Genomic DNA, 21,732 nt, shown 5'->3' on the forward strand with positions numbered 1-21,732 from the left:
CCTTATAATCTTCATACATAAAACAAAAACGTGACATCCTATTAAATACGCTATACTAATCATTGAAAGGAGGTCTTTATCATGTCCATTAATTTTCATGATGAAAATAATAAGTACACATATGCAACAAGAAACGCTCATATTTCTTGGGCTGAAATGGTAAAAAACATTACAGAAATACAAAACAAGCAAATAATTGATATCGGCTGTGGTGGTGGGATTTATACGAAAGAACTCGCTCTTATGGGAGCCAAAAATGTTGTGGGACTTGATTTTTCAAAAGAAATATTACACGCTGCAAAAGAAAATTGTAACAACTTTTCAAACATTTCATTCATCCACGGTGATGCACATAATATCCCATACCCTAATGAAACATTCGACATAGTTATTTCGCGTGCAGTTATTCATCATTTACAAGAAATTCCTACATTTTTACGTGAAGCTTCTCGTATATTAAATAAAAACGGTGTACTTATTTTACAAGATCGAACAATTGAAGATTGTACAATTCCAGGAAGTCCCGAACACATTCGCGGATATTTTTTCTCTCTATTTCCAAAACTTATTGAAATAGAGTCAAAAAGACGTCCAAAAACCAACACTATACAGACAGAATTACAAAAACATTCTCTTCATGTACTTCCCGCACAAACACAATGGGAAATACGAAAAATACATGATTCTGTAGAAGCATTATTGCAAGATTTATCTCCTCGAACAGGTCGATCTATTCTATATGAGTTAACAGATGATGAACTTTCTCAACTTCTACAACATATACAGACCGCATTACAAAACGTCTCTCCTATTATTGAAAGAGATCGATGGACAATTTGGAGCGCCATGAAGTTGTAAGGAAGGAAGCCTCACAAAATAATGTGAGGCTTCCTTTCTTTCATAATCTAATTTTGCAACACTCTTGATATCCTCCACTTCTGGCCTGTGCACTTCCACACTTCGGACATACTAAATATCTAGACTGATTTGTCAATAAACTACCTTTTTGAAAGAGTAAAACTTCTGCTTGTTTAAACGAACGCGAATAATATAACCACATAAAACCAATTATAGCAATAATGCCAAATAATACTCCCATCGCAAGCATTTCAGTCACCTCTTTTGGTTTGTTCTTTCCAGCAAGTGGATTGTTGTATTATTCTCTGTAAATTCAAACAATCCCTTCTTTACTCCTATAAATATCAACTTTCTCTATAAATTTTACAATTCTCCGCAAATTTTTACTCCTATTTTACAATTCATTATTCCTTTTGCAACAACGAATATCACTTTCGATATTTCCGTATATAAATATATCTTTCAAAAAACATATTGACTTTCTAAAAAAAACATGCAACAATACTGTCAGAATACTTGAATAAAAATTCATTGACGAGAACGAGTACGTTATAGAACTGTTCCCCAGAGAGTTGGCGATTTGCTGAAAGCCAACGTTCAGTGCGTAACCGAAAATCATCTCCGAGAAGTAGAACCGAATGTTACAGTAAGTTCTTACCGGCCGTCCCCCGTTACAAGGAACACGTATCATGTTGTACGTTGCAAAGCCGTATACATATAGATTTATTTCTACATGTGTAAATTAGGGTGGTATCGCGGGTAAATATAACTCGTCCCTTTCTTTAGGGACGAGTTTTTTGTGTTCTTACAAATGAATGAAAAAGGAGGAAAAACAATGAACACTGTATCAAAAAAACATATTTTTTTCACGGGTCTTATGCTATTTTCTTTATTTTTTGGGGCAGGTAATTTAATTTTCCCTCCCATGCTTGGACAAAACGCAGGTGAAAACTTTTGGCCAGCAATGATTGGATTTTTACTAACAGGAGTTGGCTTACCACTACTTACTGTTATCGCAATTTCTCTATCAGGAAATGGAATGCAGCAACTTGCAAGTCATGTCCATCCATTATTCGGAATTTTCTTTACAGTAGTTGTATACATTGCTATCGGTCCATCCATGGGCATCCCACGTGTTGCAAATGTCGCTTATGAAATGGGGGTTAGTTCTTTCTTGCCAGAAACAATCCGCTCTAGCAGCCTAGTGCTATTTGTATATACAATCATCTTCTTTACTATCGTATTTTGGCTGAGTTTGAATCCATCTAAACTTGTTGATCGTATTGGAAATGTATTAACACCTATTTTATTACTCTCTATTTTCTTATTGTTTGTTAAAAGTGTATTTACACCACTTGGGCAATCAGGACCAGCAATGCAAGAGTATCAAACTTCTCCAATCTTCAAAGGCTTTATGGAAGGCTACTTAACAATGGACACTATTTCAGCACTTGCATTCGGAATTATCGTTGTAAATGCAATTCGCTCTAAAGGTGTGAATGATCGTAAGTCCATTGCCATCGCCACAGCAAAAGCAGGGCTTATTGCCGCTACAGGGCTCGTACTTGTATACGGTGCACTCGGCTGGCTTGGGGCAACTAGCGTCTCGCTCGGATATGCAAAAAATGGCGGACAGCTACTTACTGTTATCGTACAACAATTATTCGGTCCATACGGTTTGCTCCTATTATCTCTTATCGTTACACTCGCTTGTTTAACGACATGCGTTGGACTCGTATCTGCGTGCAGCCAATATTTTTCAACATTATTGACTACATTTTCATACAAAACGTTCGCGAGTATCATTTGCGCATTAGGATTACTAGTTGCCAACTTAGGTTTAACGAAAATTATCGCAATCTCTGTTCCAATTCTACTTGTTGTGTATCCAATTGCGATTGTACTCGTACTACTATCATTACTTCATAAATACTTCGGTGGATATCGCTCTGTTTATGTAGGTGCTTTAATTGGAGCAGCTGTAGTGAGCGTATTTGATGGATTAAAACAAGGTGGTATTTCAGTTTCATTTATCACACCATATTTTGAATTTATCCCTTTATATAATGAAGGAATCGGCTGGCTAATACCAGCATTAGTAGGAGCTCTTATTGGTCTTGCAATGGCTAAGTTAAGCGGTACGAAAAAAGTTCCATTAGTAACCGAATCTCACGAAGTAAAAGCCTCCTAAAAAAACTCCCAAAAGGGAGTTTTTTTTACATTTGATACGCAGCATGATTAAAACTGCTTATTTTATAAGCCTTCGTATAATATTCAATATTCGTATCAACTGTTTCTACCTTGACAACATCATAGCGCTCTTCTTGCTTTACTAAAAATAAATAGTATTCCTCTGTTGCCTCAATAATCGCAATTTTATCTGTTTCAACATTATATTGTTCACAAAGCGCTTGTAATGCGTTCACATAATCCCCTAATTTTTTAGACTTATCCATTCCGAATATAGTTTGAACTAACATATACATTCTCCCCTTTATATGTACTGTTAACACCTCAATGATAACGCTTACATTATTTGTCGTCAATAAAAACATTCAATTGTTTTAACGCCAAATCTATATTGCATCGAGCCAATAATCAGCGAGGAATTCCCCGCCAATTAAAGTTTTACTTTATCCCGCATTAACTGCCCGTAAAAGTCCGATTGGTGAGGGCTGATAATCAGTGGGAGAGGAACAACCTCCCCACTGATTAAAGTTTCACTTTATCACTTCGTTAATTGATGCCTAAATGCATAAATAACCGCCTGAGTACGGTCACTTACATTCAATTTATTTAATATATTACTCACATGTGTCTTTACCGTTTTCAGTGCAATAAATAACTCGTCCGCAATCTCTTGATTACTTTTTCCCTCTGCAATTAATAACAAAATCTCAAACTCTCTTTCCGTTAAATCATCATGCAAAGGTTGCTCTTTCTTTTGACGCATACGGGACATCATTTTCCCGGTAACTTTCGGCTCTAATACTGTTTCTCCATCATAAGTAGCTCGTACAGCATCAGCAATATCACTTGCTCTTGATGTTTTTAATAAGTAACTGGTCGCCCCAGCCTCAATAACAGGATACAATTTTTCGTCATCTAAAAAGCTTGTTACAACTACAATTTTTGCTTCTGGCCATTCTTGAATAATAGCACGTGTTGCTTCGACACCATCCATCTCATCCATAACAAGGTCCATTAAAATAATATCCGGCCTTAATTGCAATGCTAATTCTGATCCTTTTCTTCCATTCTCAGCTTCCCCTACTACTTCAATATCTGGCTGTGTAGATAAATATGCCGATACACCCATACGAACCATTTCATGATCATCGACAAGCAATACTTTTATCATACTTCTCCCCCTCTCTCAATCATAATCGGTACTTTTACTTCTATTTGTGTACCTTTGGCCGGGAAACTAAGTACCTTAAGTGTCCCACCAATTTCATGAACACGCTCTTGCATCGATCTTAGGCCATATGAACCAGCCTTATTAACCCCTACTTCAAACCCAACGCCGTCATCAATGATTTTTAAAATCGCATATTGATCAATTTTTCGAAGGCGCACTTCTGTTTTCTTTGCCTTCGCGTGTCGCAACGTGTTTGATAGCGCTTCTTGCACAATACGGAATAAATGATCTTCTACACCTTTTTTTAATTCTATTGGCTCAATAAGCCATTCAATTTTCATATGTTGTTTTCGCGATAATTCCGTTAATAATTCCTCTATACCTTCTGTCAGTTTCTTACCTTCCAATTGTACAGGACGTAAATGAAGGAGCAATGCTCTCATTTCTGATTGAGCATTTACAACCATATTTTCAACAAGTTGCAATTGTTTTTTTGTCACCTCTGGAAATTCAGTTATTTGTTCATTAATCGCTGACATCATCATCGACATTGCGAAAAGCTGCTGACTTACTGAATCATGCAACTCCCTTGCTAAACGATGCCTTTCTTGAGAAATCGCTTCTTGTCTCATCTCTTCATTCCAATGAGCTCGTTCATTCGTTACTTTTTGAAAGAGTCCAGCTTGCTCCTCTAATCGACGAGCCAGAACGATTACTTTTCGTTCCACTTCATGAAATTCATCATCTGCAGTAAACGAAACATCGCTCGGAAAATTCCCTCGCTCTACTTCAAATAGAAACGTATTTAATCCTTGTATACGCTGCTCTATATAATAACCGATTGCATATCCTACAATTCCCCCGATAAGTAAACTTGTAGTCATAATAAACAAGCCAATTGGAACAGAAGCGATGGATTCCTTCCATAATAAATCATACACTTGTTGCTCGCTTTTCCATACATATACAATTGTACAAATGAGTGCGATACTAACAGAGGACAACATAGAATAACGAATATACATCCACGAAATATTTTTTTGTTTCTTCATTATACTTTCCTCACTTCCGTGTCGCCTACGACAAGCGAAGAAATAATTTTAATACGACGAGGAGCCTCTTTATACTGCTCTGTTCTAAATGTAACATTGCGGTTAAACCCTGTCTCTTCATGACCTGGCAAGAGCACACGTCCGACAATAACAGAATGATTTAAAGAAAGTTCAATATCATATGGCACATATAAACGAATATTACCAACGACACCCCGAATAACAATTACCGTTTCCCCTTCTGGAATCATAGCAGTTGTTAAATCTATTTCCACATCACAAGCACCATATTGAACATTAATATCCTCAAGTTCATAAATATGATCCATCATTCGTACATTGCCTACAAACATATTTTTCAAATATGTTTCTGTACGATATATTTGCTTCTCTTCGTCTATAATCCCTTTTTCTTTAATTTCAACCTTCATTGCTTTTTGCTGATGTCCTTGTTGAATCAATTGATAACCAATTAAAGCTAAACAAGCAAATACGACAAGAACAAATGCTGCTGATGAAAATAAGAAAAATAAAAATACGATACCACCAACAAATAAAAATACATTTCCCCGTACATAACGATTCTTTTTACGATAATGCCTTCCAAACATAAGCATAATAAATGCAAAAATTAGACCACCTGGTTCAAAATGTCCAAGTATCATATCAAGAAAAAGACCGAATCCAAATATGATGAGGAGCATCCCCATTAATTGTGTCTTTGAAAAATGTTTCTTCATTTCAGCTCCCCCCTTCTTGTCACATATACATAGAAGAAAAGGCATTGCTTTCCAACACCTTTTCTCCTATCACTATATCATAAGCCTGTTTTATAATATACTACTATTATTTTGTTAACTCTTTCGTTAACGATACATCATTCTTTTCTTTCATTTCACGCTCAAGTTTTGCAATTTTCATATCAAACGTGTCACGCTCATGCTCTTCATTCATACGAGTTTCTAAGTCACGAATATGATCTTCAATCTCTTCAAATCGTAAGAACGGATTATTTTCATCCATTTTATGCATCGCAGTATTCATACGACGATTTGCATGTGCCATATTTTCACGTGCCATTAGTTCCATGCGCTTTGCGTGCATTTCTTTTAATTTATTTTTCATTTCAGAAAGACGACGCTCTAACTCATCAATTTGCTCTACAACACCTGCATACATTTCTTCTAATCGAGTTACTTGCCCTTCATAATAAGCTACCTCTTCTAACGCACGTTCGTGCAATTGTAATTCGTCTGCTTCTTGAGCAATGATAGCTTGCTTTGATCTTTTATTAACGAAATAACGTGCTTGCTCAAGCTCACGAGCAAAATTAGATTTTAATGTTTTATGACGCTCAATTAACTTCTCAATTTTTGTTATTTCACGCTCACTATCACGTAAATATTGGTTTAACATCGCAATTGGATTTTTTCTTTCCTTCTCATCTAACACGTTATGAAAATCAGCTAAAATTGCATCGCGTACACGTCCGAATAAAGATTGTTTCATTATAAATCTTCCTCTCTTCTACTTTATTTATAATTTGATTTATTGTTTTAGTTTTTCATTAATTTGTTCCACTCATCTTCAAAGTTACTATATGGTTTAGAACTTTCTGGAGCAGATTCAACAACTACATCTTTTTCTTTTTTCCACTCACGGTATCCGTAGTATAAAACCACTAAAGCAGCGATACCGATTAATGCTGGCGAATGAGAAAGTGCAATGGATAAACCGATTAAACCAACAATACCCCAAGCTAACTTTCCAAAAAATGATTTAGCTCGCACAAATGATTTATAGCTCCAATATACAACTCCTGCTCCGATTGCGAATCCTACAATACCAGCAAGACTACCAAGAGCAATTAAAGCCAAAATACCGGCTGCGATAAACGCTAGAAATTGTTTCATCTTGTGCTTGCCTCCCTTCGATTTGATACTCTTATCTTAACTATTTTTTCATCTTTCCATAACGAGCTTAAGAACCGTTTTTAACTCAGACTTAAGACCGAGTCATATTCAGCCCTTTACGCAAAAAAACGTGCAGAGTCTATTCTCTGCACGTTTTTTAATTACTAACATTCATATTAAATTAAGCTGTTTTATGATACTCTTTTTTCTCAGCTACTTTCGAAAACCTTGGAAACCCAATTAAAATAGAAACAATCCCACATACTCCAACTAAGATTGGATAAAATGCATATGGCAACAATTCAACCGGAGATAACGCTGCAAATCCTGCTGCCGTTAACATTTGGGCACCGTACGGAATTAATCCTTGCACACAACATGAGAAAAGATCTAATACACTCGCTGATTTACGAGGATCTATTTCATATTGATCTGCAATATTTTTTGCAAGCGGGCCTGTAAAGATAATTGAAATCGTATTATTCGCTGTACACATATTCGTCATACTCACTAAACCAGCAATACCAAATTCCGCTCCTTTTTTCGAACGAATATTACGTGTTAATACATTCATTAAATATTGAATACCACCATTATATTGGATTAATTCAACCATACCGCCAATTAATATAGCAAGTAATACTAACTCCATCATACCGCCCATTCCAGTCGTTACACTTTTAAAGAAACTTTCTAACGTGTAACTTCCATCTATAAGGCCGATAACACCAGATAGTACAGTTCCACCAGTTAATACAATAAGTACATTCCAGCCAAGTAGCGCTGTAATAAGTACTCCTGCGTACGGTAAAATCTTTATCCAATCAAAGCTATGTGCTTTAATCTGCGTGTCACTTCCTGAAGTAACTATTACTAATAGTACAATTGTAATAATAGCCGCTGGTAACACAATTAAAAAGTTCGTTTTAAACTTATCTTTCATTTCTGTTCCTTGTGAACGAACAGCTGCGATTGTTGTATCTGAAATAAATGATAAATTATCACCAAACATCGCTCCGCCAACAACAGTAGCCATTGCAAGCGCAATTGAGATATCAGTTTGACCACTAATACCTACAGCAATCGGCGCTAATGCTGCAATTGTTCCCATTGAAGTTCCCATCGCTAATGAAATAAATGCACCAATAACAAAGATTCCAGCTACGATAAATCCTGGCGGTAAAATAGTTAACGCTAAATTAACAGTTGAGTCTACTCCGCCCATTCCTTTAGCAGTTTCAGAAAACGCACCTGCAAGCACAAAAATTAATACCATAATCATAATATCCGGATTTCCTGCACCTTTAGCGAACCGCTCTACTTTCACATTAAAACTTTCTTTACGATTCATCACTAAAGCGACTCCTACAGCAATTGAAATCGCTACAAGTATCGGCAATTTATAGAAATCACCTGTAATAATTCCAGAACCAATAAATAGCGCCAAAAATATTCCAAGTGGTAATAAAGCTAAACCATTTCCTCTCGTTTCTTTCAAAGTACCATCTCTCCCTAGTTTCAACCTTTTTCTAATGAATAACAAAAGACCTCTTCCGATGAGAAGAGGTCTTATACATCTATAAGAAACACTCTTCTCATCTTTCAAGCACACGCTTGCTGGATTTGGCACAGCACTCTGAAATCGAGTCCGCTGCCGAGGCATCGTAGGGCCAGTCCCTCCGCCTCTCTTTATAAGAAGGTTTCATATTTATTTTTTAATAATAATTTCTTCCCTAACTTTACTCGCTTACAAAACAAAAGTCAATTATTTTTTGTATAGATTTTTTTGGTAATTATACAAAAATTTGAATACAACAATCATTTTAACTTTTCGATTTCTTCTTCCAATATTGAAATCCAATAAAATTCACTATTTTTTATTGTTGCTAATATCCATTTCGTAGTGTGCCAAGCTAGCTCATACTCTTCCTTCGTGACATCACCACTTTTATAAGCATCCTCTAGCTCCTCTTCATCTAATACATACACCTTACCGCTAGATAATAATACTACATCTAAATATAAATCATCAAAATACGGTAAACCACGATCGTCTATTTTATATTCTTTCGCCACATCGATATAATATTGCACTAATTTTTTCTGATCATCTAACATAGCGGTAATCGCAAAGTTTTTCCCGTCTATGAAATATTGAATCCACGTATACTGATCTGCTGCAATACAAAGTTCTTCACCATCATATTCTTTACAACTAGGCTCTCTCACCTTTTTTATATCCAGTATTCCGAGCATTCCCTCTTCCACTTGCTTAACCGTATAACTCTTTTCTATTAGTCTCTTCCACGAAGAACCGTCACCATATTTTCGTTTCATTATGTCTGCTCCTCTTCTATATACAGAAAAGCTCCCACATATTATGTGAGAGCTTGTTCATATTATAATTAAGCCGCTTGACCCTTTTCAGAAATCTCTTTTAAATAAGCTTGTCCTTTTTCAGCGTCATATTGACCTTCCCACTTAGACATAACTACAGCTGCTAAAGAGTTTCCTACAACGTTAACTGCTGTACGAGCCATATCTAAAATACGGTCAATACCAGCAATGAACGCTAAGCCTTCAGGTGGAATACCTACTGTACCAAGTGTCGCTAATAATACAACGAATGATACGCCCGGTACACCTGCGATCCCTTTTGATGTAACCATTAATACAAGCAACAATGTAATTTGTTGTGTAATAGATAAATCAATACCGTACATTTGCGCTAAGAAAATAGCCGCAATTGCTTGATATAAAGTTGATCCATCTAAGTTAAATGAATAACCTGTCGGAATAACGAAAGATGTAATTGCTTTCGGACAACCGAATTTCTCCATTTTCTCCATGATTTTTGGTAAAACTGTTTCTGAGCTTGCTGTAGAATACGCTAAGATCAGCTCGTCTTTTAAAATCTTAAAGAATTGGAAAATGTTAATTCCAAATATTTTCGCTGTAAGTCCTAAGACAACTACGACGAAGAAGATCATTGCTCCATATACGACAATTAGTAATTTCCCTAATGGAATTAATGAAGCAAGACCAAATGTAGAAACTGTAACACCAATTAGTGCAAATACACCAAATGGTGCAAATTTCATAACTTGGTTTGTTACGTAAAACATTGCGTCAGCCACACCTTGGAAAAATTGAAGAACTGGTCTTCCTCTTTCACCAATTGCTGCTACACCTAAACCAAATAGTACAGAGAAGAAGATAATAGCTAGCATATCTCCGTCAGCTAACGACTTCATAATGTTCGTTGGAACAATATTTACAAATGTATCTGCAAATGAATGACTTTGTACTTGCTCTGTCGTATGTGTATATTTCGAAATATCTGTCTTTGTTAACTGCTCCATATTTACGCCTTTTCCTGGTTGGAAAATATTCGCTATTAATAGACCGACAATAATTGCAATTGTTGTAATGATTTCAAAGTAAATAATTGTTTTTCCGCCTAGTCGACCTAATTTTTTAACATCGCCAACACCAGCAACCCCAACAACAATACTTGCTACAACAATTGGCACAACGATCATTTTAATTAATCGGATGAAAATATCACCAATTGGTTGTAAATAACTCACCACTGCTGGATTGCCAAAGAAAATCGCCCCAACCGCAATACCAAGCGCAAGTCCTATTAATATTTGCCATGCTAGTCCTATTCTTTTCATATTTGTTGTAACCCCCTCTTCGATGTGTCACTCTATCTCTCATTCTATCTCTATAAAACTAAGAAATTAAGAGTATTACATATTATTCGACAATTCACTACATTTTGTCCCTGTTAAAAATCATAAATCAAAAATTTAAATCTGACAACAAAATAACTTTGCCCGAACGCAAATAATTTTCTTGACAAAAAGTAGACCCATGTCAGAAAACCTCACATGAGAACGATTCCTCACTAGTGTTTTATTAGCTTTCCAAGTAATATTTCACCTCATAAAAACGATTACTTTCCTCCTTCATTTTACAGGAAAATTCCAAAATATACCTTTGTTACACATATGAATAAAATGTAAGCACTATGACAAATACAGTTGAAAAATGATAAATTCCGACAAAACTTAGCAATTTTATAAAATTTTCTTTACATTATGATTACAACGATAGACACCCTTCTTCTTATGATATATAACATTCATAGGGAAAGGAGTCAGACAACAATGAAAAAGAAATTTGCAGCGTTTAGTGTTTTAGCAGCAGGAACGATTTTTGCTTCCCCGTTACTTTCACCCGTATACGCTGAAACGAATCAAGATAAATTATCTAACATTCAATCTGAATTAGAAGGCAAACAAAGTGACTTACAAAATAAATCAGTCGAGAAAGAACAAATAGAAAAAGAAATTCAAGAATTACAGAAGAAAATCGATGAATTAACTACTTCCATTAATAAAAATGAGACTGAATTAAACGATACAAAAAAAGAAATTAGCAAAACACAACAAGTAATTACTGACAAAAAGAAACATATAGAACAATTACAAACAAACATAGATACACGTCAGGAAGTTATTAAACAACGATTACAATCTATGCAAGAAAAACCGCGTACAAATATCATTACAGAAGTATTAACAAACTCTACAAACATTGCTGATCTTGTTGATAATATGTACTCCGTAAGTTTAATATTAAACAACGATACAGATATTGTAAAAAAACAAACATCTGATCAAAATGCTGTAACGACAGAAAAAGAGGCTGTTGAGAAAAAAGAACAACAACTGAAAGACTCTGAACAAAAACTAGAACAAAAACAACAAGAATTACAAAATAACCAACAGCAGCAACAAACTCTTATTAACGATCTACATACGAAAGTAGCAAAAGTAGATTCAGAGATTGAAGGATTAGAAGAATCCAAGGGCATTTTAGAAAATCAACGTCAAGCTGTTCAAAAAGCAATTGAAGAAGAAAAACGGGCGGAAGAAGCTCGTAAAGCGGAAGAAGCCCGCCAGGCAGAAGAGGCTCGCAAACAACAAGCTACTAAATCTGCTCAAGCGGCCCCAACACCACATGATACAAATATCGGTGGTTTTATCAAACCAGCAGCTGGATCAAAAACTTCCGGATTTGGTGTACGTTCTTTAGATAACCATAAAGGAATTGACATCGCTGCTTCGGGAACGGTTCCAATTATCGCTGCTGCAGATGGCGTTGTTATTCGCTCAGAATTATCATCTAGTTACGGAAACGTAGTGTATTTATCTCACCGTATAAACGGAAAAACATATACGACAGTATATGCTCATATGAATAGTCGTTCTGTATCGAATGGACAAACTGTAAAACAAGGCGATCAGCTTGGATTTATGGGGAATACGGGCCAATCATACGGACAACATTTACACTTCGAACTTCATCTTGGAGAATGGAATGTCGGCAAGACAAACGCAGTTGACCCATCTCCTTATATCGGATTATAAAAAACCTCGGTGCCTACCGAGGTTTTTCATTTACACTTCACACACTATAGGCATTCTACATAGACTATAACTAAATGCCTATAGTTTACGAGGTGATCCATATGAATACGCAATTACAACAAAAAATAGAAGAAGCTAGAGAAACGTATATTGGCCGGATATTTACATTTGGCGGCTCAGTTTTATTTTTAATCGGTTCATTCCTCGCAGTCACCACAGCCTATAAAGCGTATAATCGTCTATTACATTCATCAACATAAAAAAAGACGGGAGATCCCCGCCTTTTTTTATGCAAACATTTTAAATACACCTATCGCATTTAAAAATACAATTATTACAGTTACCGGAATAACATAACGAAGTAAGAAGAACCAAATGTTAAATAACGTTTTCCCTTTCGTTTCCGTCACTTCTAATTCTTTCATCAACAACTCTTTACTCATTTTATTTGGTACAAATAATGAAATAGCTAGTACTCCTAACGGCAGCAATACGTTACTTACCGAAAAGTCGACTAAATCAAAGAATGTTTTCCCAAATATTTTCACGTCACTCATAATCCCAAATGATAACGCTGATGGAATACCGACTGCAAAAATAAGAATACCAATTAATAATGATGCTGACGGACGCTTCTTCTCATTACCTTTCGCAACAGATGCTACTACAATTTCAAGCATTGAAATTGCTGATGTTAAAGTCGCAAAGAAGAATAAAATTAAAAACATAATAAAGAAAAATTGACCAAATGGTATTTTTGCAAATACTGCTGGAAGGACGATAAACAGTAATCCCGGTCCTTCAGTCGGTTTAACTCCTAATGCGAAAATCGCTGGGAAAATTGCTAATCCTGCAAGTACTGTAACAAAAACAGTTAAACTTACAATAGATGTTGCCGATTTCGCTAAATGTTCCTCTTTCTTTAAATACGAACTATACGTTACCATTACCGAGGCACCTACAGTTAGCGAGAAGAAAGATTGTCCCATCGCATATAAAATTGTATCTGCTGTAAGCTTTGAAAAATCTGGTTTTAAGAAGAACTCTACTCCAGCAAAAGCACCATCGAGTGTTAACGCACGAACAATAATCGCAATAAATAAAATAAATAATAGCGGCATCATGTACTTACTTGCCTTTTCTATACCTTTCTCTACACCTTTACTTACAACAAAAATCGTACAAAGCATAAAGATAAATTGTGCTCCAATCGCACTTAATGGATTTGAAATCGTTTCACCGAACAATTGTCCATAATCAGCTGCACCATTCCAGAAACTTCCTGTCACACTATAATATAAATAAAGTAAAATCCATCCACCTACAACACTATAAAAAGATAGTACACTAAAACAAGTAACAACTCCCATACGACCAATCCAAGGATATAATTTGCTATTTGGCACTAGTACTTTATAAGCTGTAACCGCCTCTTTTTGCGTGCTACGTCCAATAACAAACTCCGCTATTAGAAGAGGCATACCTATAAATAAAGTTAATAGTAAAAATACAAGGAAGAATGCGCCTCCCCCGCCATTACCTGCAACATATGGAAATTTCCATATCGCACCAAGACCTACTGCGGCTCCGGCTGCTGCGAGTACAAAGCCTATTTTCGACGTCCATTGCTGTGTTTCTTTCATCATAATTTCTCCTTTTCTGAATATTTAAACTTTTGTTAATTATACACTTTCATTTCATACTCGCACACCTCCTTTAGAAAATAAAAAAGTCCCCTACACGCAAATATGCATGTAGAGGACGATATATGTAATGTAAATACCGTGGTACCACCTCAATTGGATTGATAAATCCCACTTGTTCAAGTACAGGAATAATTCCGATACTCTATCCTTTTAACGGCGGAACCCGGGTTGCCTACTACAATGTTCAACATACCTCTCGCAAGCCCATTCTGTATATTTTATCGTACCGGGCTCCCACCTAACCCCAGCTCTCTGAACGCATCAAATATACGTACTCTTCTTGCTCATCGATTTCATCTATTGAAGTTACTTGTGATTATAAATTATATTTTTATATTTGTAAAGCGCACTTTATCTTTTATTATTTTAAAACCTTTTCCTCTAACTCACGTAAAAAACTTTCTCTTTTCCCCTCATTTTGCACATATACTGATTTCAACACTTCTTGGAGCAATATATTTCGTTCCCTCTTTTCTAACTGTAAATCTTTTAACTTCAACCTTACTTCATATAAAAAATCTAAATACGATTCATATGTCTCATCATATTTATTTGCAATATCATCTCGAATTTTTTTTGCGAGCTTCGGGCTCGCTCCCCCAGTAGAAACTGCTATATTAAGTAAACCACGATGAATCGCTGCCGGAAAATGAACATTACCACTTTCCGGATTTGTAATAACATTTACTAATTGATTCTCAGCGGCATCTTCAGCAACTTGTTCATTTAATATTGAATCACTACTCGCTGCAACAACTAAAAAAGCACTTTTAATATCACTTTTTTCATATTCTCTTTGATACCAACGAATTTTCTTTTCTTCCACAAGTTTTACTAAATTCGCATCTAATTCTGGACTTATCACAACTATATCCGCACCCTGTTTGAGTAAAGGAATAATTTTAAATCCTGCAACTTTTCCCCCGCCAATAACAACAACGCGTTTCTCATTAACTCGCACTGTAAGTGGATACATACTGATCTCCTTTCAATAACTCCGTCGTTTTCTGAATTAACATATCTTGAAACGCTTCATTCTTCCCTAAATATGGACTAATTTTTATCTCTTCCACTTCATATTGGCGCACTTCTTTCTCAATATGTTTCATAAGTAAACCTGTAAATAACAAGTAAGGCAGTACAACGATGTTCTTTTCTTTTCGTTCTACAACTTCCTTTAACTTCTCCTCAAATTTTGGCTCTGCAGCCGCTAAATAACAAACTTCTACTTTTTTAACCTTCTCTTTTGTTTGAAATAAAGAAGCAATCCAGTTTATATCTCTTAATACTTCAGGATCACTGCTCCCTCTTGCAACAAGAAGTAACGTCACTTCATTTTTATCTTCCTGTTCGATGCCACTTCCGCTATACACCGATTTAACAAGTGTTTCTGATACACCAAACGGATTACCATAGGTAACTTTAACATCCGAAAATTGATTAGTTAACTTTTCCAATTCAAAAGGGATATCTTTTTTTACATGACCTGCCGCTAATAAAAAAACAGGGATAGCAATAATCTCAGTGGCCCCACGCTTCACACATGTACGAAAACCATCTTCAATAGAAGGATTCGCTAACTCTAAAAAACAAACTTCTTGAATAGTCGCTTCTATACGGCTCATGCACGATGTAATAAATTGAATCGCCTCTTCTTTCGCTGTCTTCAAACGACTTCCATGACATATATATAAGACGGCTTTCATTTTACAACACTCCACTTACTTGATAAGCATTTTCTGTCTGCTTCTCAAACCAATGAATTTTTTCTCTAAAACGGACAACCTCTCCAATTACAATCATACTCGGATTTTGAATTTGCTCTTTTTTCGCAACATCTACAATTGTCCCTAACGTTCCAACAACTGTGCGTTGCATAGACGTCGTCCCCTGCTCAATAATAGCAGCTGGCGTACTTTTATCTTTTCCATGCTTCATAAGTTGCTCACATATGTAGGGCAAATTACTAACCCCCATATATACCGCTAAAGTCTCTACACCTTTCGCTAAACTTTCCCATTTCACTTCTTCTTCAGCACCTTCTTTCCTATGCCCAGTCACAATAGCAAAACTTGCACTTGCATCACGGTGCGTCACTGGAATGCCCGCATAAGCAGGAGCAGCTATTCCAGCTGAAATACCAGGAATGATTTCAAATGGTACACCTTGCTTTGCTAATGCTTCAGCTTCTTCTCCCCCTCTACCAAACACAAATGGATCGCCGCCCTTGAGCCTCGTTACAACTTTTCCTTTTTTCGCATACTTAATAAGAAACGTGTTAATTGTCTCTTGCTTCATCGTGTGATAATTCGGGAGTTTTCCACAATAAATTAAATCCGCGTCAGGCTTTGCGTATGAAAGCAGCTCTTTATTCACAAGTCGGTCGTATAAAATAACATCTGCCTTCTCAATACATTTCAACCCTTTAACAGTAATTAAATCTGGATCGCCAGGACCCGCTCCAACAATATAAACCTTCCCCATCATCTCTCCTCATTTCTACTATTAAAATGAAACTTCCATTCGTATATAAGAATGGAAGTTTTTATTTTTTCGTATTACTGATCTCTACTCATGGATAACAAATGCCCCACCTTTTCGAATCTTCTTTTTTTCAAACAAAGAAATCTCTTTTACCTCTGGCAACGGTAAAAAATGCTTTTCAAGCTCAATCTCCGCAAGCTTAAATGCCTGTTCTTCACTTTGAGCAACAACAACAATCGGAACAATACTATTTACTAACACAGCTTCAAATCGATATAAATCCATATCGTCCCTCCTAAGACGCTATTACTTCTTCTAGCACGTTATTTAACGCTATTTGTAATGTATCTACACCAACACGACCTACAAAATCATAAAATGTTTCGGCTGGTAATTTATTCTCTTTGAAATAACTTATAAATGATGCGAGTACATCAGGTAGATCCTCGCCATCTATTTTTCCTTTTAACTTTTGATTGTAGGCACCGCCATCTAACAACGTTCCACCTACATATATCTCAAATGCTTCAACAATTCCCTTTTCCTTCGTTTTCATTTTCACCCCTTGTAACCCAATGTCAGCAATTTGACGTTGACCACATGAATTTGGGCAGCCTACCATATGAATTCGAACTGGAACATCGAGTGCAATTTGTGTATCTAAGTATTCTGCAATTTTTCGTAATCTTTCTTTCGTTTCTACTAGTGCAAGATTACAATATTCAATACCGGTACATGAAACCGCATGACCAATAAATGATTTTGGGCTTGCAGATATCGCTTCAAACAACGGTTCACTAAGTAATCCTTTTACATTTTCCGGAGGAACGTTCGGAATAATGAAATTTTGTGAATTACATGTACGAATTTGTCCATTTCCATATTGCTTTGCGATTCTTGCAATCTCAAACATTTCTTCTGCATGTAAACGACCTACCGGTACATTAAAACCTACATATTTTAATCCCTTTTGTTTTTGGTCTTGAACACCATAAAAATAGCCTGCATTCCATCCTTTGAGTGCACTTTCCCCTTTACTTTGTAAAGGCCCTGTATACTCTATTAGTTTCTCTTTAAATTTCTCTGCTCCCCAGTCCGCAACAAGAAATTTCAACCGAGCTAAATGACGTTTTTCACGATATCCAAAATCACGGAATATAGTAGCAATCGCAATCGCCACCGCCTTCACTTCTTCTGGTAAAACGAATACATCTAATTCATCAGCTAAATACGGTCGAGCTGATAATCCTCCACCTACTTTTATATGAAAACCAACTTTTTTCTCACCATCTATTTCTTTCGTTGCAGGCGTAAATGCAACACAGTTAATTTCTGCGTTTGCTGAATTATAAATATTAGAACTAATAGACATTTTAAATTTACGTGGCAAGTTAGAAAACTCTTCATTATGTTGGAAGTAATCATATACTTCTTTTACAATATGCGTTGTATCGAATAGTTCATTTGCATCAATGCCAGCAAGCGGATTACCTGTAATATTCCGCGTTATATCACCACAAGCCCCCGCTGAAGATAACCCAACTCTTGCTAATCTTTTAAAAATATCTGGAATTTGCTGAATTTCTAACCAGTGAAACTGAATCGCCTGTCTCGTCGTAATATCTATTACATTACGTCCATAATCTTCAGCAATAGAAGCAAGTACTTCTGCCTGTGCATTTGTAATAATCCCTGACGGAATATTTACCCGCATCATAAAATAACCAGCTTCTTTCGGTCTTTGTAAATACAAGCCTGCCCATTTAAAGGCATCCCACTCTTCTTTCGGAATAGATTCGAAACCATTTTCCGCATAGTAAGGAATATCATTAAAAATTTCTAAGCCATCTTTTTCTAATTTATTTTTCTCGGTCTGATTTAATTTTTCATTGTTAGCCCATACTTTTTCATAACTCATTGTTTATCCCCCTATATAAAACTACGCTCTTGTAAGTACTTCACGATTTGTTCTGCACATTCTTCAATAGAATATTTGTGCGTTTCTACAATTAATTCCGCTTGCTCTGGCTCTTCATAAGGCGAATCAATACCTGTGAAATCCTTAATATCACCTTTTCTTGCCTTTTTATAAAGTCCTTTCGGATCACGTTTCTCACACTCTTCAATCGGACACTTCACAAAAATTTCAATAAATTCATCTGCCGCTAATAAATCTCTTACTTGTTTGCGGTCTACTCGAAATGGTGAAATAAATGCTGTAAGGACAACTGCTCCTTGGTCTACAAATAACTTTGCCACTTCGCCAATACGTCTTATATTTTCCATGCGATCACTTTCAGAAAATCCTAAGTCTTTATTTAAACCGTGGCGAATGTTATCCCCATCCAGCACATAATTTCCAATATTCTTTTCAAACAGTTTACGAGCGACCGCATTCGCTACTGTAGATTTACCCGAAGCTGATAGACCAGTAAACCAAATTACAAAACTATGATGTCCATTCTTCACTCTTCTCTCATCTTTTGAAACCGAAGCTGTATGCCAAGTAATATTCGTATCCATCTCGTTCTCTCCCTATTCTGTTACTACTTCTTTTTTCAAGCCTTTAATTAGCACTTCCACTACTTCTTTACGACTAAATGTACTTGGCGGAATCTCACCGTTTCTTAATAATTCTCTTACTTTCGTACCCGATAAAATAACATGATCTTCTTTTCCGTGCGGACATGTTTTCGTTGAAGCCATCGCTTCACATTTCGTGCAGTAAAAACTATGCTCAAAGAATAGTGGTGTAATTCCTAACTCTTCTATCGTAAAATTTGTGAAGATTTCTTGCGCTTCATACGTTCCGTAATAATCTCCTACTCCAGCATGATCACGCCCTACTATAAAGTGGGTACATCCAAAATTCTTTCTTACTAACGCATGAAATATCGCTTCCCTTGGTCCTGCGTAACGCATGGCAGCAGGAAATACACTTAAAAAGACACGATTTTTCGGATAATAGTTTTGAAGAAGTACTTCATAGCTTTCCATTCTTACATCAGCAGGAATATCATCCGATTTCGTTTCTCCAACGAGCGGATTTAAAAAGAGACCATCTACAATTTCAAGAGCAGATTTTTGAATATACTCATGGGCACGATGTACCGGATTTCTCGTTTGGAATCCAACTACTGTTTTCCAACCACGTTTTTTAAATGCTTCTCTCGTTTCAATTGGATCTAAATGATAAGAAGGAAACAGATTATTTTCAAAACGTTTCGTAAGAACAATAGCTCCTCCGATGTAAACGTTCGGTCTTTCGTATAATTTTTTCACTCCAGGATGAGCCTCATCCGTCGTTTTATACACTAGTAACGCTTCTTTTTCCTTATCAGGCACAAAAATATCTTCTATTTGAATAACACCATATACATTTCCACCGTTAACAAGTTTTACTTCCTCTCCAACTTTTAGCGTCTCTGCTACTTCTTCTGTTACTGGTAATGTAATTGGTATACTCCAAACGCTCCCATTAGCTAAACGAAGCGTTTCTACAACCGAATCATAATCTTTCTTTCCTAAAAAACCAGTAAGCGGGCTATATCCTCCTGTCGCTAATAGTTCTAAATCACTTAACGCAATGTTATCTAGCCCAATTTCTTTTTTAATTTGTGATACGTCGTATGTCTCGTCTATTCGATTTATTAATTCGTTTCTTGTACTCATTTTCTATACCCTCTCTTAGCTTTATTTTCAAATTCATCTTATTGGTAATGAAGACCACATTCAGTTTTCACTTTCCCAGCCCATCTACCATCTCTCGAATCGCCACCCTCTCCTACAGGCAACGTACATTTCTCACACCCAATACTTGGATAGCCAACATCATGCAACGGGTTATACGGCAAGCTATGTTTGTATACATATCGCCAAACTTCTTTCCACGTCCAATGAATGAGTGGACAAACTTTAATAGATTGAAAACGATGATCTTGATTTATAAACTTTGTATGCTTACGTGTTTCTGATTGTTCCCTTCTTAAGCCCGATATCCATGCTTTTTCCACGACTAATGATTTTTCTAAAGGTAAAATTTTTCTAATCTTACAACAAAGATTCGGATTGCTCTCCCACAGTTTTTCACCATGCAACTTCGCCTGTTCATCAAGTGTAAGTTCTGGCTGTTTTTCTATAATATTCAATGAAGGAAATCGTTCCCGCACTTTTTGAATTAATTCATACGTTTCTTGAAAATGAACATTTGTATCCAAAAATACAACTTTAGCAGATGGATTTACTTGGTTTATAATGTGCAGCAATACCATACCTTCCACCCCAAAGCTACATGCGTAGACAACCTCATCTTTATATTCTTTATAAGCCCAATTTAATACTGATAACGCACCTTTTGTTTCATCTTCTTCCGAAAACGAAACAACATTTTCTTCCCACGTTTCATACGTCAACATGTTTTTTCCCCCTGTAAAAGCAAAAAGACGGTTTTAACCTAATAAAAATAGGTTAAAACCGCCTCTAGTTTTTCTAGTCAGCGCTTTTCACTTTAAACGTACTTTTTCACTTTTCTCTAACTGAATTACTTTTCCATCTTGCACAACAATTGTAATTGAACCATATTTCATATCAGCAAGCATCGCTTCAATCTTCTCGGATACTTCATCAAAATGTTCCCGTACACTCACGCGAACAGCCCCCCCTTTTTATTCATAAAAAAAATCTTTCCCATTTCGAAAAGACTGTTCGGTAATATATTTTACCTTATCTTTCAAAATGGATCCCATTTTGCTGGATTTAGCACCTTGCTTTCTATAAGCAGGTTGCCGAGCTTCTTCGGGCCAGTTCCCTCCGCTTCTCTTGATAAGCTTTGTATTTGTATTTTATCACAATTCTGATTTTTTTCAATCCTAGTTTTCCGATATATTTTAATTATTTTATTTTATAAAAAAGGAATTG

Annotated in this window: 24 protein-coding genes, 2 riboswitches and 2 other annotated features; of the genes, 4 read left to right on the top strand and 20 right to left on the bottom strand. The window is 36.1% G+C overall.

What is annotated here, in order from left to right; all coding sequences use genetic code 11:
• Positions 1–81 precede the first annotated feature (81 nt).
• Positions 82–858 carry a class I SAM-dependent methyltransferase gene (locus BLT20_RS00625; protein ID WP_000026275.1) on the top strand — a complete coding sequence of 259 codons (777 nt, stop codon included), beginning with the start codon at positions 82–84 and terminating at the stop codon, positions 856–858.
• Positions 859–898: 40 nt separating this feature from the next.
• Here BLT20_RS00625 and BLT20_RS00630 read toward each other — a convergent pair whose 3' ends face one another.
• Entirely contained in the window at positions 899–1,108 is a 210-nt protein-coding gene (locus BLT20_RS00630) for a hypothetical protein (protein ID WP_000880630.1), read from the bottom strand.
• Positions 1,109–1,380: 272 nt separating this feature from the next.
• Positions 1,381–1,639, top strand: a binding site (T-box leader).
• 54 nt (positions 1,640–1,693) lie between these two features.
• On the opposite strand from BLT20_RS00630, the gene brnQ reads away from it, so the two are divergent.
• Positions 1,694–3,049: a branched-chain amino acid transport system II carrier protein BrnQ3 gene (brnQ, locus tag BLT20_RS00635; protein ID WP_001099176.1), complete on the top strand. Its 1,356-nt coding sequence runs from the start codon at positions 1,694–1,696 to the stop codon at positions 3,047–3,049.
• A 25-nt stretch (positions 3,050–3,074) separates the two neighbouring features.
• On the opposite strand, the gene BLT20_RS00640 is transcribed toward brnQ, so the two are convergent.
• The 9 genes from BLT20_RS00640 to gltP all read right to left on the bottom strand — a co-directional run bounded on the left by BLT20_RS00640 (position 3,075) and on the right by gltP (position 10,864).
• A complete protein-coding gene (locus BLT20_RS00640) occupies positions 3,075–3,413 on the bottom strand; it encodes a DUF3922 domain-containing protein (protein WP_002025529.1) in 339 nt (112 codons plus the stop codon).
• A gap of 173 nt (positions 3,414–3,586) precedes the next feature.
• Complete coding sequence (locus tag BLT20_RS00645) at positions 3,587–4,219, bottom strand: response regulator (RefSeq protein ID WP_000598707.1); 633 nt, start codon at positions 4,217–4,219, stop codon at positions 3,587–3,589.
• Positions 4,216–5,271, bottom strand: a complete 1,056-nt coding sequence (locus BLT20_RS00650; protein WP_000744329.1) for a sensor histidine kinase — start codon at positions 5,269–5,271, stop codon at positions 4,216–4,218. Before BLT20_RS00650 ends, BLT20_RS00645 begins: the two co-directional genes overlap by 4 nt.
• Positions 5,271–6,011: a cell wall-active antibiotics response protein LiaF gene (gene liaF, locus BLT20_RS00655; protein ID WP_000716095.1), complete on the bottom strand. Its 741-nt coding sequence runs from the start codon at positions 6,009–6,011 to the stop codon at positions 5,271–5,273. The genes BLT20_RS00650 and liaF overlap by 1 nt, the downstream gene beginning before the upstream one ends.
• A 106-nt stretch (positions 6,012–6,117) precedes the next feature.
• On the bottom strand, positions 6,118–6,780 hold the full coding sequence (locus BLT20_RS00660) for a PspA/IM30 family protein (RefSeq protein ID WP_000814124.1): 663 nt from the start codon (positions 6,778–6,780) through the stop codon (positions 6,118–6,120).
• Positions 6,781–6,827: 47 nt separating this feature from the next.
• The gene (locus BLT20_RS00665; RefSeq protein WP_000808640.1) at positions 6,828–7,184 is read right to left on the bottom strand and encodes a lmo0954 family membrane protein; all 357 of its coding nucleotides are present in this window, start codon (positions 7,182–7,184) and stop codon (positions 6,828–6,830) included.
• A 181-nt stretch (positions 7,185–7,365) separates the two neighbouring features.
• A complete protein-coding gene (locus BLT20_RS00670) occupies positions 7,366–8,682 on the bottom strand; it encodes a Na+/H+ antiporter NhaC family protein (RefSeq protein ID WP_000665496.1) in 1,317 nt (438 codons plus the stop codon).
• Between the two features lie 94 nt (positions 8,683–8,776).
• Positions 8,777–8,882: riboswitch (SAM riboswitch) on the bottom strand.
• Positions 8,883–9,002: 120 nt separating this feature from the next.
• Positions 9,003–9,521, bottom strand: a complete 519-nt coding sequence (locus BLT20_RS00675) for a ribonuclease FAU-1 family protein (protein ID WP_000824664.1) — start codon at positions 9,519–9,521, stop codon at positions 9,003–9,005.
• Between the two features lie 68 nt (positions 9,522–9,589).
• Entirely contained in the window at positions 9,590–10,864 is a 1,275-nt protein-coding gene (gltP, locus tag BLT20_RS00680) for a glutamate/aspartate:proton symporter GltP (RefSeq protein WP_000821134.1), read from the bottom strand.
• A 495-nt stretch (positions 10,865–11,359) separates the two neighbouring features.
• On the opposite strand from gltP, the gene BLT20_RS00685 reads away from it, so the two are divergent.
• Complete coding sequence (locus BLT20_RS00685; RefSeq protein WP_000726086.1) at positions 11,360–12,625, top strand: murein hydrolase activator EnvC family protein; 1,266 nt, start codon at positions 11,360–11,362, stop codon at positions 12,623–12,625.
• Between the two features lie 101 nt (positions 12,626–12,726).
• A complete protein-coding gene (locus BLT20_RS30380) occupies positions 12,727–12,885 on the top strand; it encodes a hypothetical protein (RefSeq protein ID WP_001096001.1) in 159 nt (52 codons plus the stop codon).
• Between the two features lie 27 nt (positions 12,886–12,912).
• Here BLT20_RS30380 and BLT20_RS00690 read toward each other — a convergent pair whose 3' ends face one another.
• From BLT20_RS00690 to BLT20_RS00740, 10 genes are all read right to left on the bottom strand, one after another.
• Positions 12,913–14,268 (bottom strand): sodium-dependent transporter, encoded by a 1,356-nt coding sequence (locus BLT20_RS00690; RefSeq protein ID WP_000665430.1) that lies wholly within the window; start codon positions 14,266–14,268, stop codon positions 12,913–12,915.
• A 111-nt stretch (positions 14,269–14,379) separates the two neighbouring features.
• Positions 14,380–14,628, bottom strand: a binding site (T-box leader).
• A 64-nt stretch (positions 14,629–14,692) separates the two neighbouring features.
• Positions 14,693–15,307 (bottom strand): NAD(P)-binding protein, encoded by a 615-nt coding sequence (locus BLT20_RS00700; RefSeq protein ID WP_000283356.1) that lies wholly within the window; start codon positions 15,305–15,307, stop codon positions 14,693–14,695.
• On the bottom strand, positions 15,282–16,037 hold the full coding sequence (locus BLT20_RS00705; RefSeq protein WP_000648887.1) for a sirohydrochlorin chelatase: 756 nt from the start codon (positions 16,035–16,037) through the stop codon (positions 15,282–15,284). Before BLT20_RS00705 ends, BLT20_RS00700 begins: the two co-directional genes overlap by 26 nt.
• A gap of 1 nt (position 16,038) precedes the next feature.
• Positions 16,039–16,815 (bottom strand): uroporphyrinogen-III C-methyltransferase, encoded by a 777-nt coding sequence (cobA, locus tag BLT20_RS00710; RefSeq protein WP_000521262.1) that lies wholly within the window; start codon positions 16,813–16,815, stop codon positions 16,039–16,041.
• An 84-nt stretch (positions 16,816–16,899) separates the two neighbouring features.
• Positions 16,900–17,100, bottom strand: a complete 201-nt coding sequence (locus BLT20_RS00715) for a DUF3906 family protein (RefSeq protein ID WP_000366914.1) — start codon at positions 17,098–17,100, stop codon at positions 16,900–16,902.
• 10 nt (positions 17,101–17,110) lie between these two features.
• Positions 17,111–18,733: a nitrite/sulfite reductase gene (locus BLT20_RS00720; RefSeq protein ID WP_000119621.1), complete on the bottom strand. Its 1,623-nt coding sequence runs from the start codon at positions 18,731–18,733 to the stop codon at positions 17,111–17,113.
• 11 nt (positions 18,734–18,744) lie between these two features.
• A complete protein-coding gene (gene cysC / locus BLT20_RS00725; protein WP_000380499.1) occupies positions 18,745–19,338 on the bottom strand; it encodes an adenylyl-sulfate kinase in 594 nt (197 codons plus the stop codon).
• A gap of 12 nt (positions 19,339–19,350) precedes the next feature.
• Positions 19,351–20,487: a sulfate adenylyltransferase gene (sat, locus tag BLT20_RS00730; RefSeq protein ID WP_000107514.1), complete on the bottom strand. Its 1,137-nt coding sequence runs from the start codon at positions 20,485–20,487 to the stop codon at positions 19,351–19,353.
• A gap of 38 nt (positions 20,488–20,525) precedes the next feature.
• Positions 20,526–21,230, bottom strand: coding sequence for a phosphoadenylyl-sulfate reductase (locus BLT20_RS00735; protein ID WP_000959021.1), 705 nt, complete (start codon positions 21,228–21,230; stop codon positions 20,526–20,528).
• A gap of 87 nt (positions 21,231–21,317) precedes the next feature.
• On the bottom strand, positions 21,318–21,461 hold the full coding sequence (locus BLT20_RS00740; protein WP_000116158.1) for a YezD family protein: 144 nt from the start codon (positions 21,459–21,461) through the stop codon (positions 21,318–21,320).
• A gap of 73 nt (positions 21,462–21,534) precedes the next feature.
• A riboswitch (SAM riboswitch) is annotated at positions 21,535–21,643 on the bottom strand.
• Positions 21,644–21,732 lie beyond the last annotated feature (89 nt).

The sequence above is a fragment of the Bacillus sp. cl96 genome, from assembly GCF_900100505.1.
Taxonomy (GTDB): Bacteria; Bacillota; Bacilli; order Bacillales; family Bacillaceae_G; genus Bacillus_A; species Bacillus_A cereus.

Coding starts and splice junctions, on each gene's coding strand:
- BLT20_RS00625 (WP_000026275.1), top strand. CDS start 82: ATGTCCATTAATTTTCATGATGAAAATAATAAGTACACATATGCAACA.
- BLT20_RS00630 (WP_000880630.1), bottom strand. CDS start 1,108: ATGCTTGCGATGGGAGTATTATTTGGCATTATTGCTATAATTGGTTTT.
- brnQ (WP_001099176.1), top strand. CDS start 1,694: ATGAACACTGTATCAAAAAAACATATTTTTTTCACGGGTCTTATGCTA.
- BLT20_RS00640 (WP_002025529.1), bottom strand. CDS start 3,413: ATGTTTTTATTGACGACAAATAATGTAAGCGTTATCATTGAGGTGTTA.
- BLT20_RS00645 (WP_000598707.1), bottom strand. CDS start 4,219: ATGATAAAAGTATTGCTTGTCGATGATCATGAAATGGTTCGTATGGGT.
- BLT20_RS00650 (WP_000744329.1), bottom strand. CDS start 5,271: ATGAAGAAACAAAAAAATATTTCGTGGATGTATATTCGTTATTCTATG.
- liaF (WP_000716095.1), bottom strand. CDS start 6,011: ATGAAGAAACATTTTTCAAAGACACAATTAATGGGGATGCTCCTCATC.
- BLT20_RS00660 (WP_000814124.1), bottom strand. CDS start 6,780: ATGAAACAATCTTTATTCGGACGTGTACGCGATGCAATTTTAGCTGAT.
- BLT20_RS00665 (WP_000808640.1), bottom strand. CDS start 7,184: ATGAAACAATTTCTAGCGTTTATCGCAGCCGGTATTTTGGCTTTAATT.
- BLT20_RS00675 (WP_000824664.1), bottom strand. CDS start 9,521: ATGAAACGAAAATATGGTGACGGTTCTTCGTGGAAGAGACTAATAGAA.
- gltP (WP_000821134.1), bottom strand. CDS start 10,864: ATGAAAAGAATAGGACTAGCATGGCAAATATTAATAGGACTTGCGCTT.
- BLT20_RS00685 (WP_000726086.1), top strand. CDS start 11,360: ATGAAAAAGAAATTTGCAGCGTTTAGTGTTTTAGCAGCAGGAACGATT.
- BLT20_RS30380 (WP_001096001.1), top strand. CDS start 12,727: ATGAATACGCAATTACAACAAAAAATAGAAGAAGCTAGAGAAACGTAT.
- BLT20_RS00690 (WP_000665430.1), bottom strand. CDS start 14,268: ATGAAAGAAACACAGCAATGGACGTCGAAAATAGGCTTTGTACTCGCA.
- BLT20_RS00700 (WP_000283356.1), bottom strand. CDS start 15,307: ATGTATCCACTTACAGTGCGAGTTAATGAGAAACGCGTTGTTGTTATT.
- BLT20_RS00705 (WP_000648887.1), bottom strand. CDS start 16,037: ATGAAAGCCGTCTTATATATATGTCATGGAAGTCGTTTGAAGACAGCG.
- cobA (WP_000521262.1), bottom strand. CDS start 16,815: ATGGGGAAGGTTTATATTGTTGGAGCGGGTCCTGGCGATCCAGATTTA.
- BLT20_RS00715 (WP_000366914.1), bottom strand. CDS start 17,100: ATGGATTTATATCGATTTGAAGCTGTGTTAGTAAATAGTATTGTTCCG.
- BLT20_RS00720 (WP_000119621.1), bottom strand. CDS start 18,733: ATGAGTTATGAAAAAGTATGGGCTAACAATGAAAAATTAAATCAGACC.
- cysC (WP_000380499.1), bottom strand. CDS start 19,338: ATGGATACGAATATTACTTGGCATACAGCTTCGGTTTCAAAAGATGAG.
- sat (WP_000107514.1), bottom strand. CDS start 20,487: ATGAGTACAAGAAACGAATTAATAAATCGAATAGACGAGACATACGAC.
- BLT20_RS00735 (WP_000959021.1), bottom strand. CDS start 21,230: ATGTTGACGTATGAAACGTGGGAAGAAAATGTTGTTTCGTTTTCGGAA.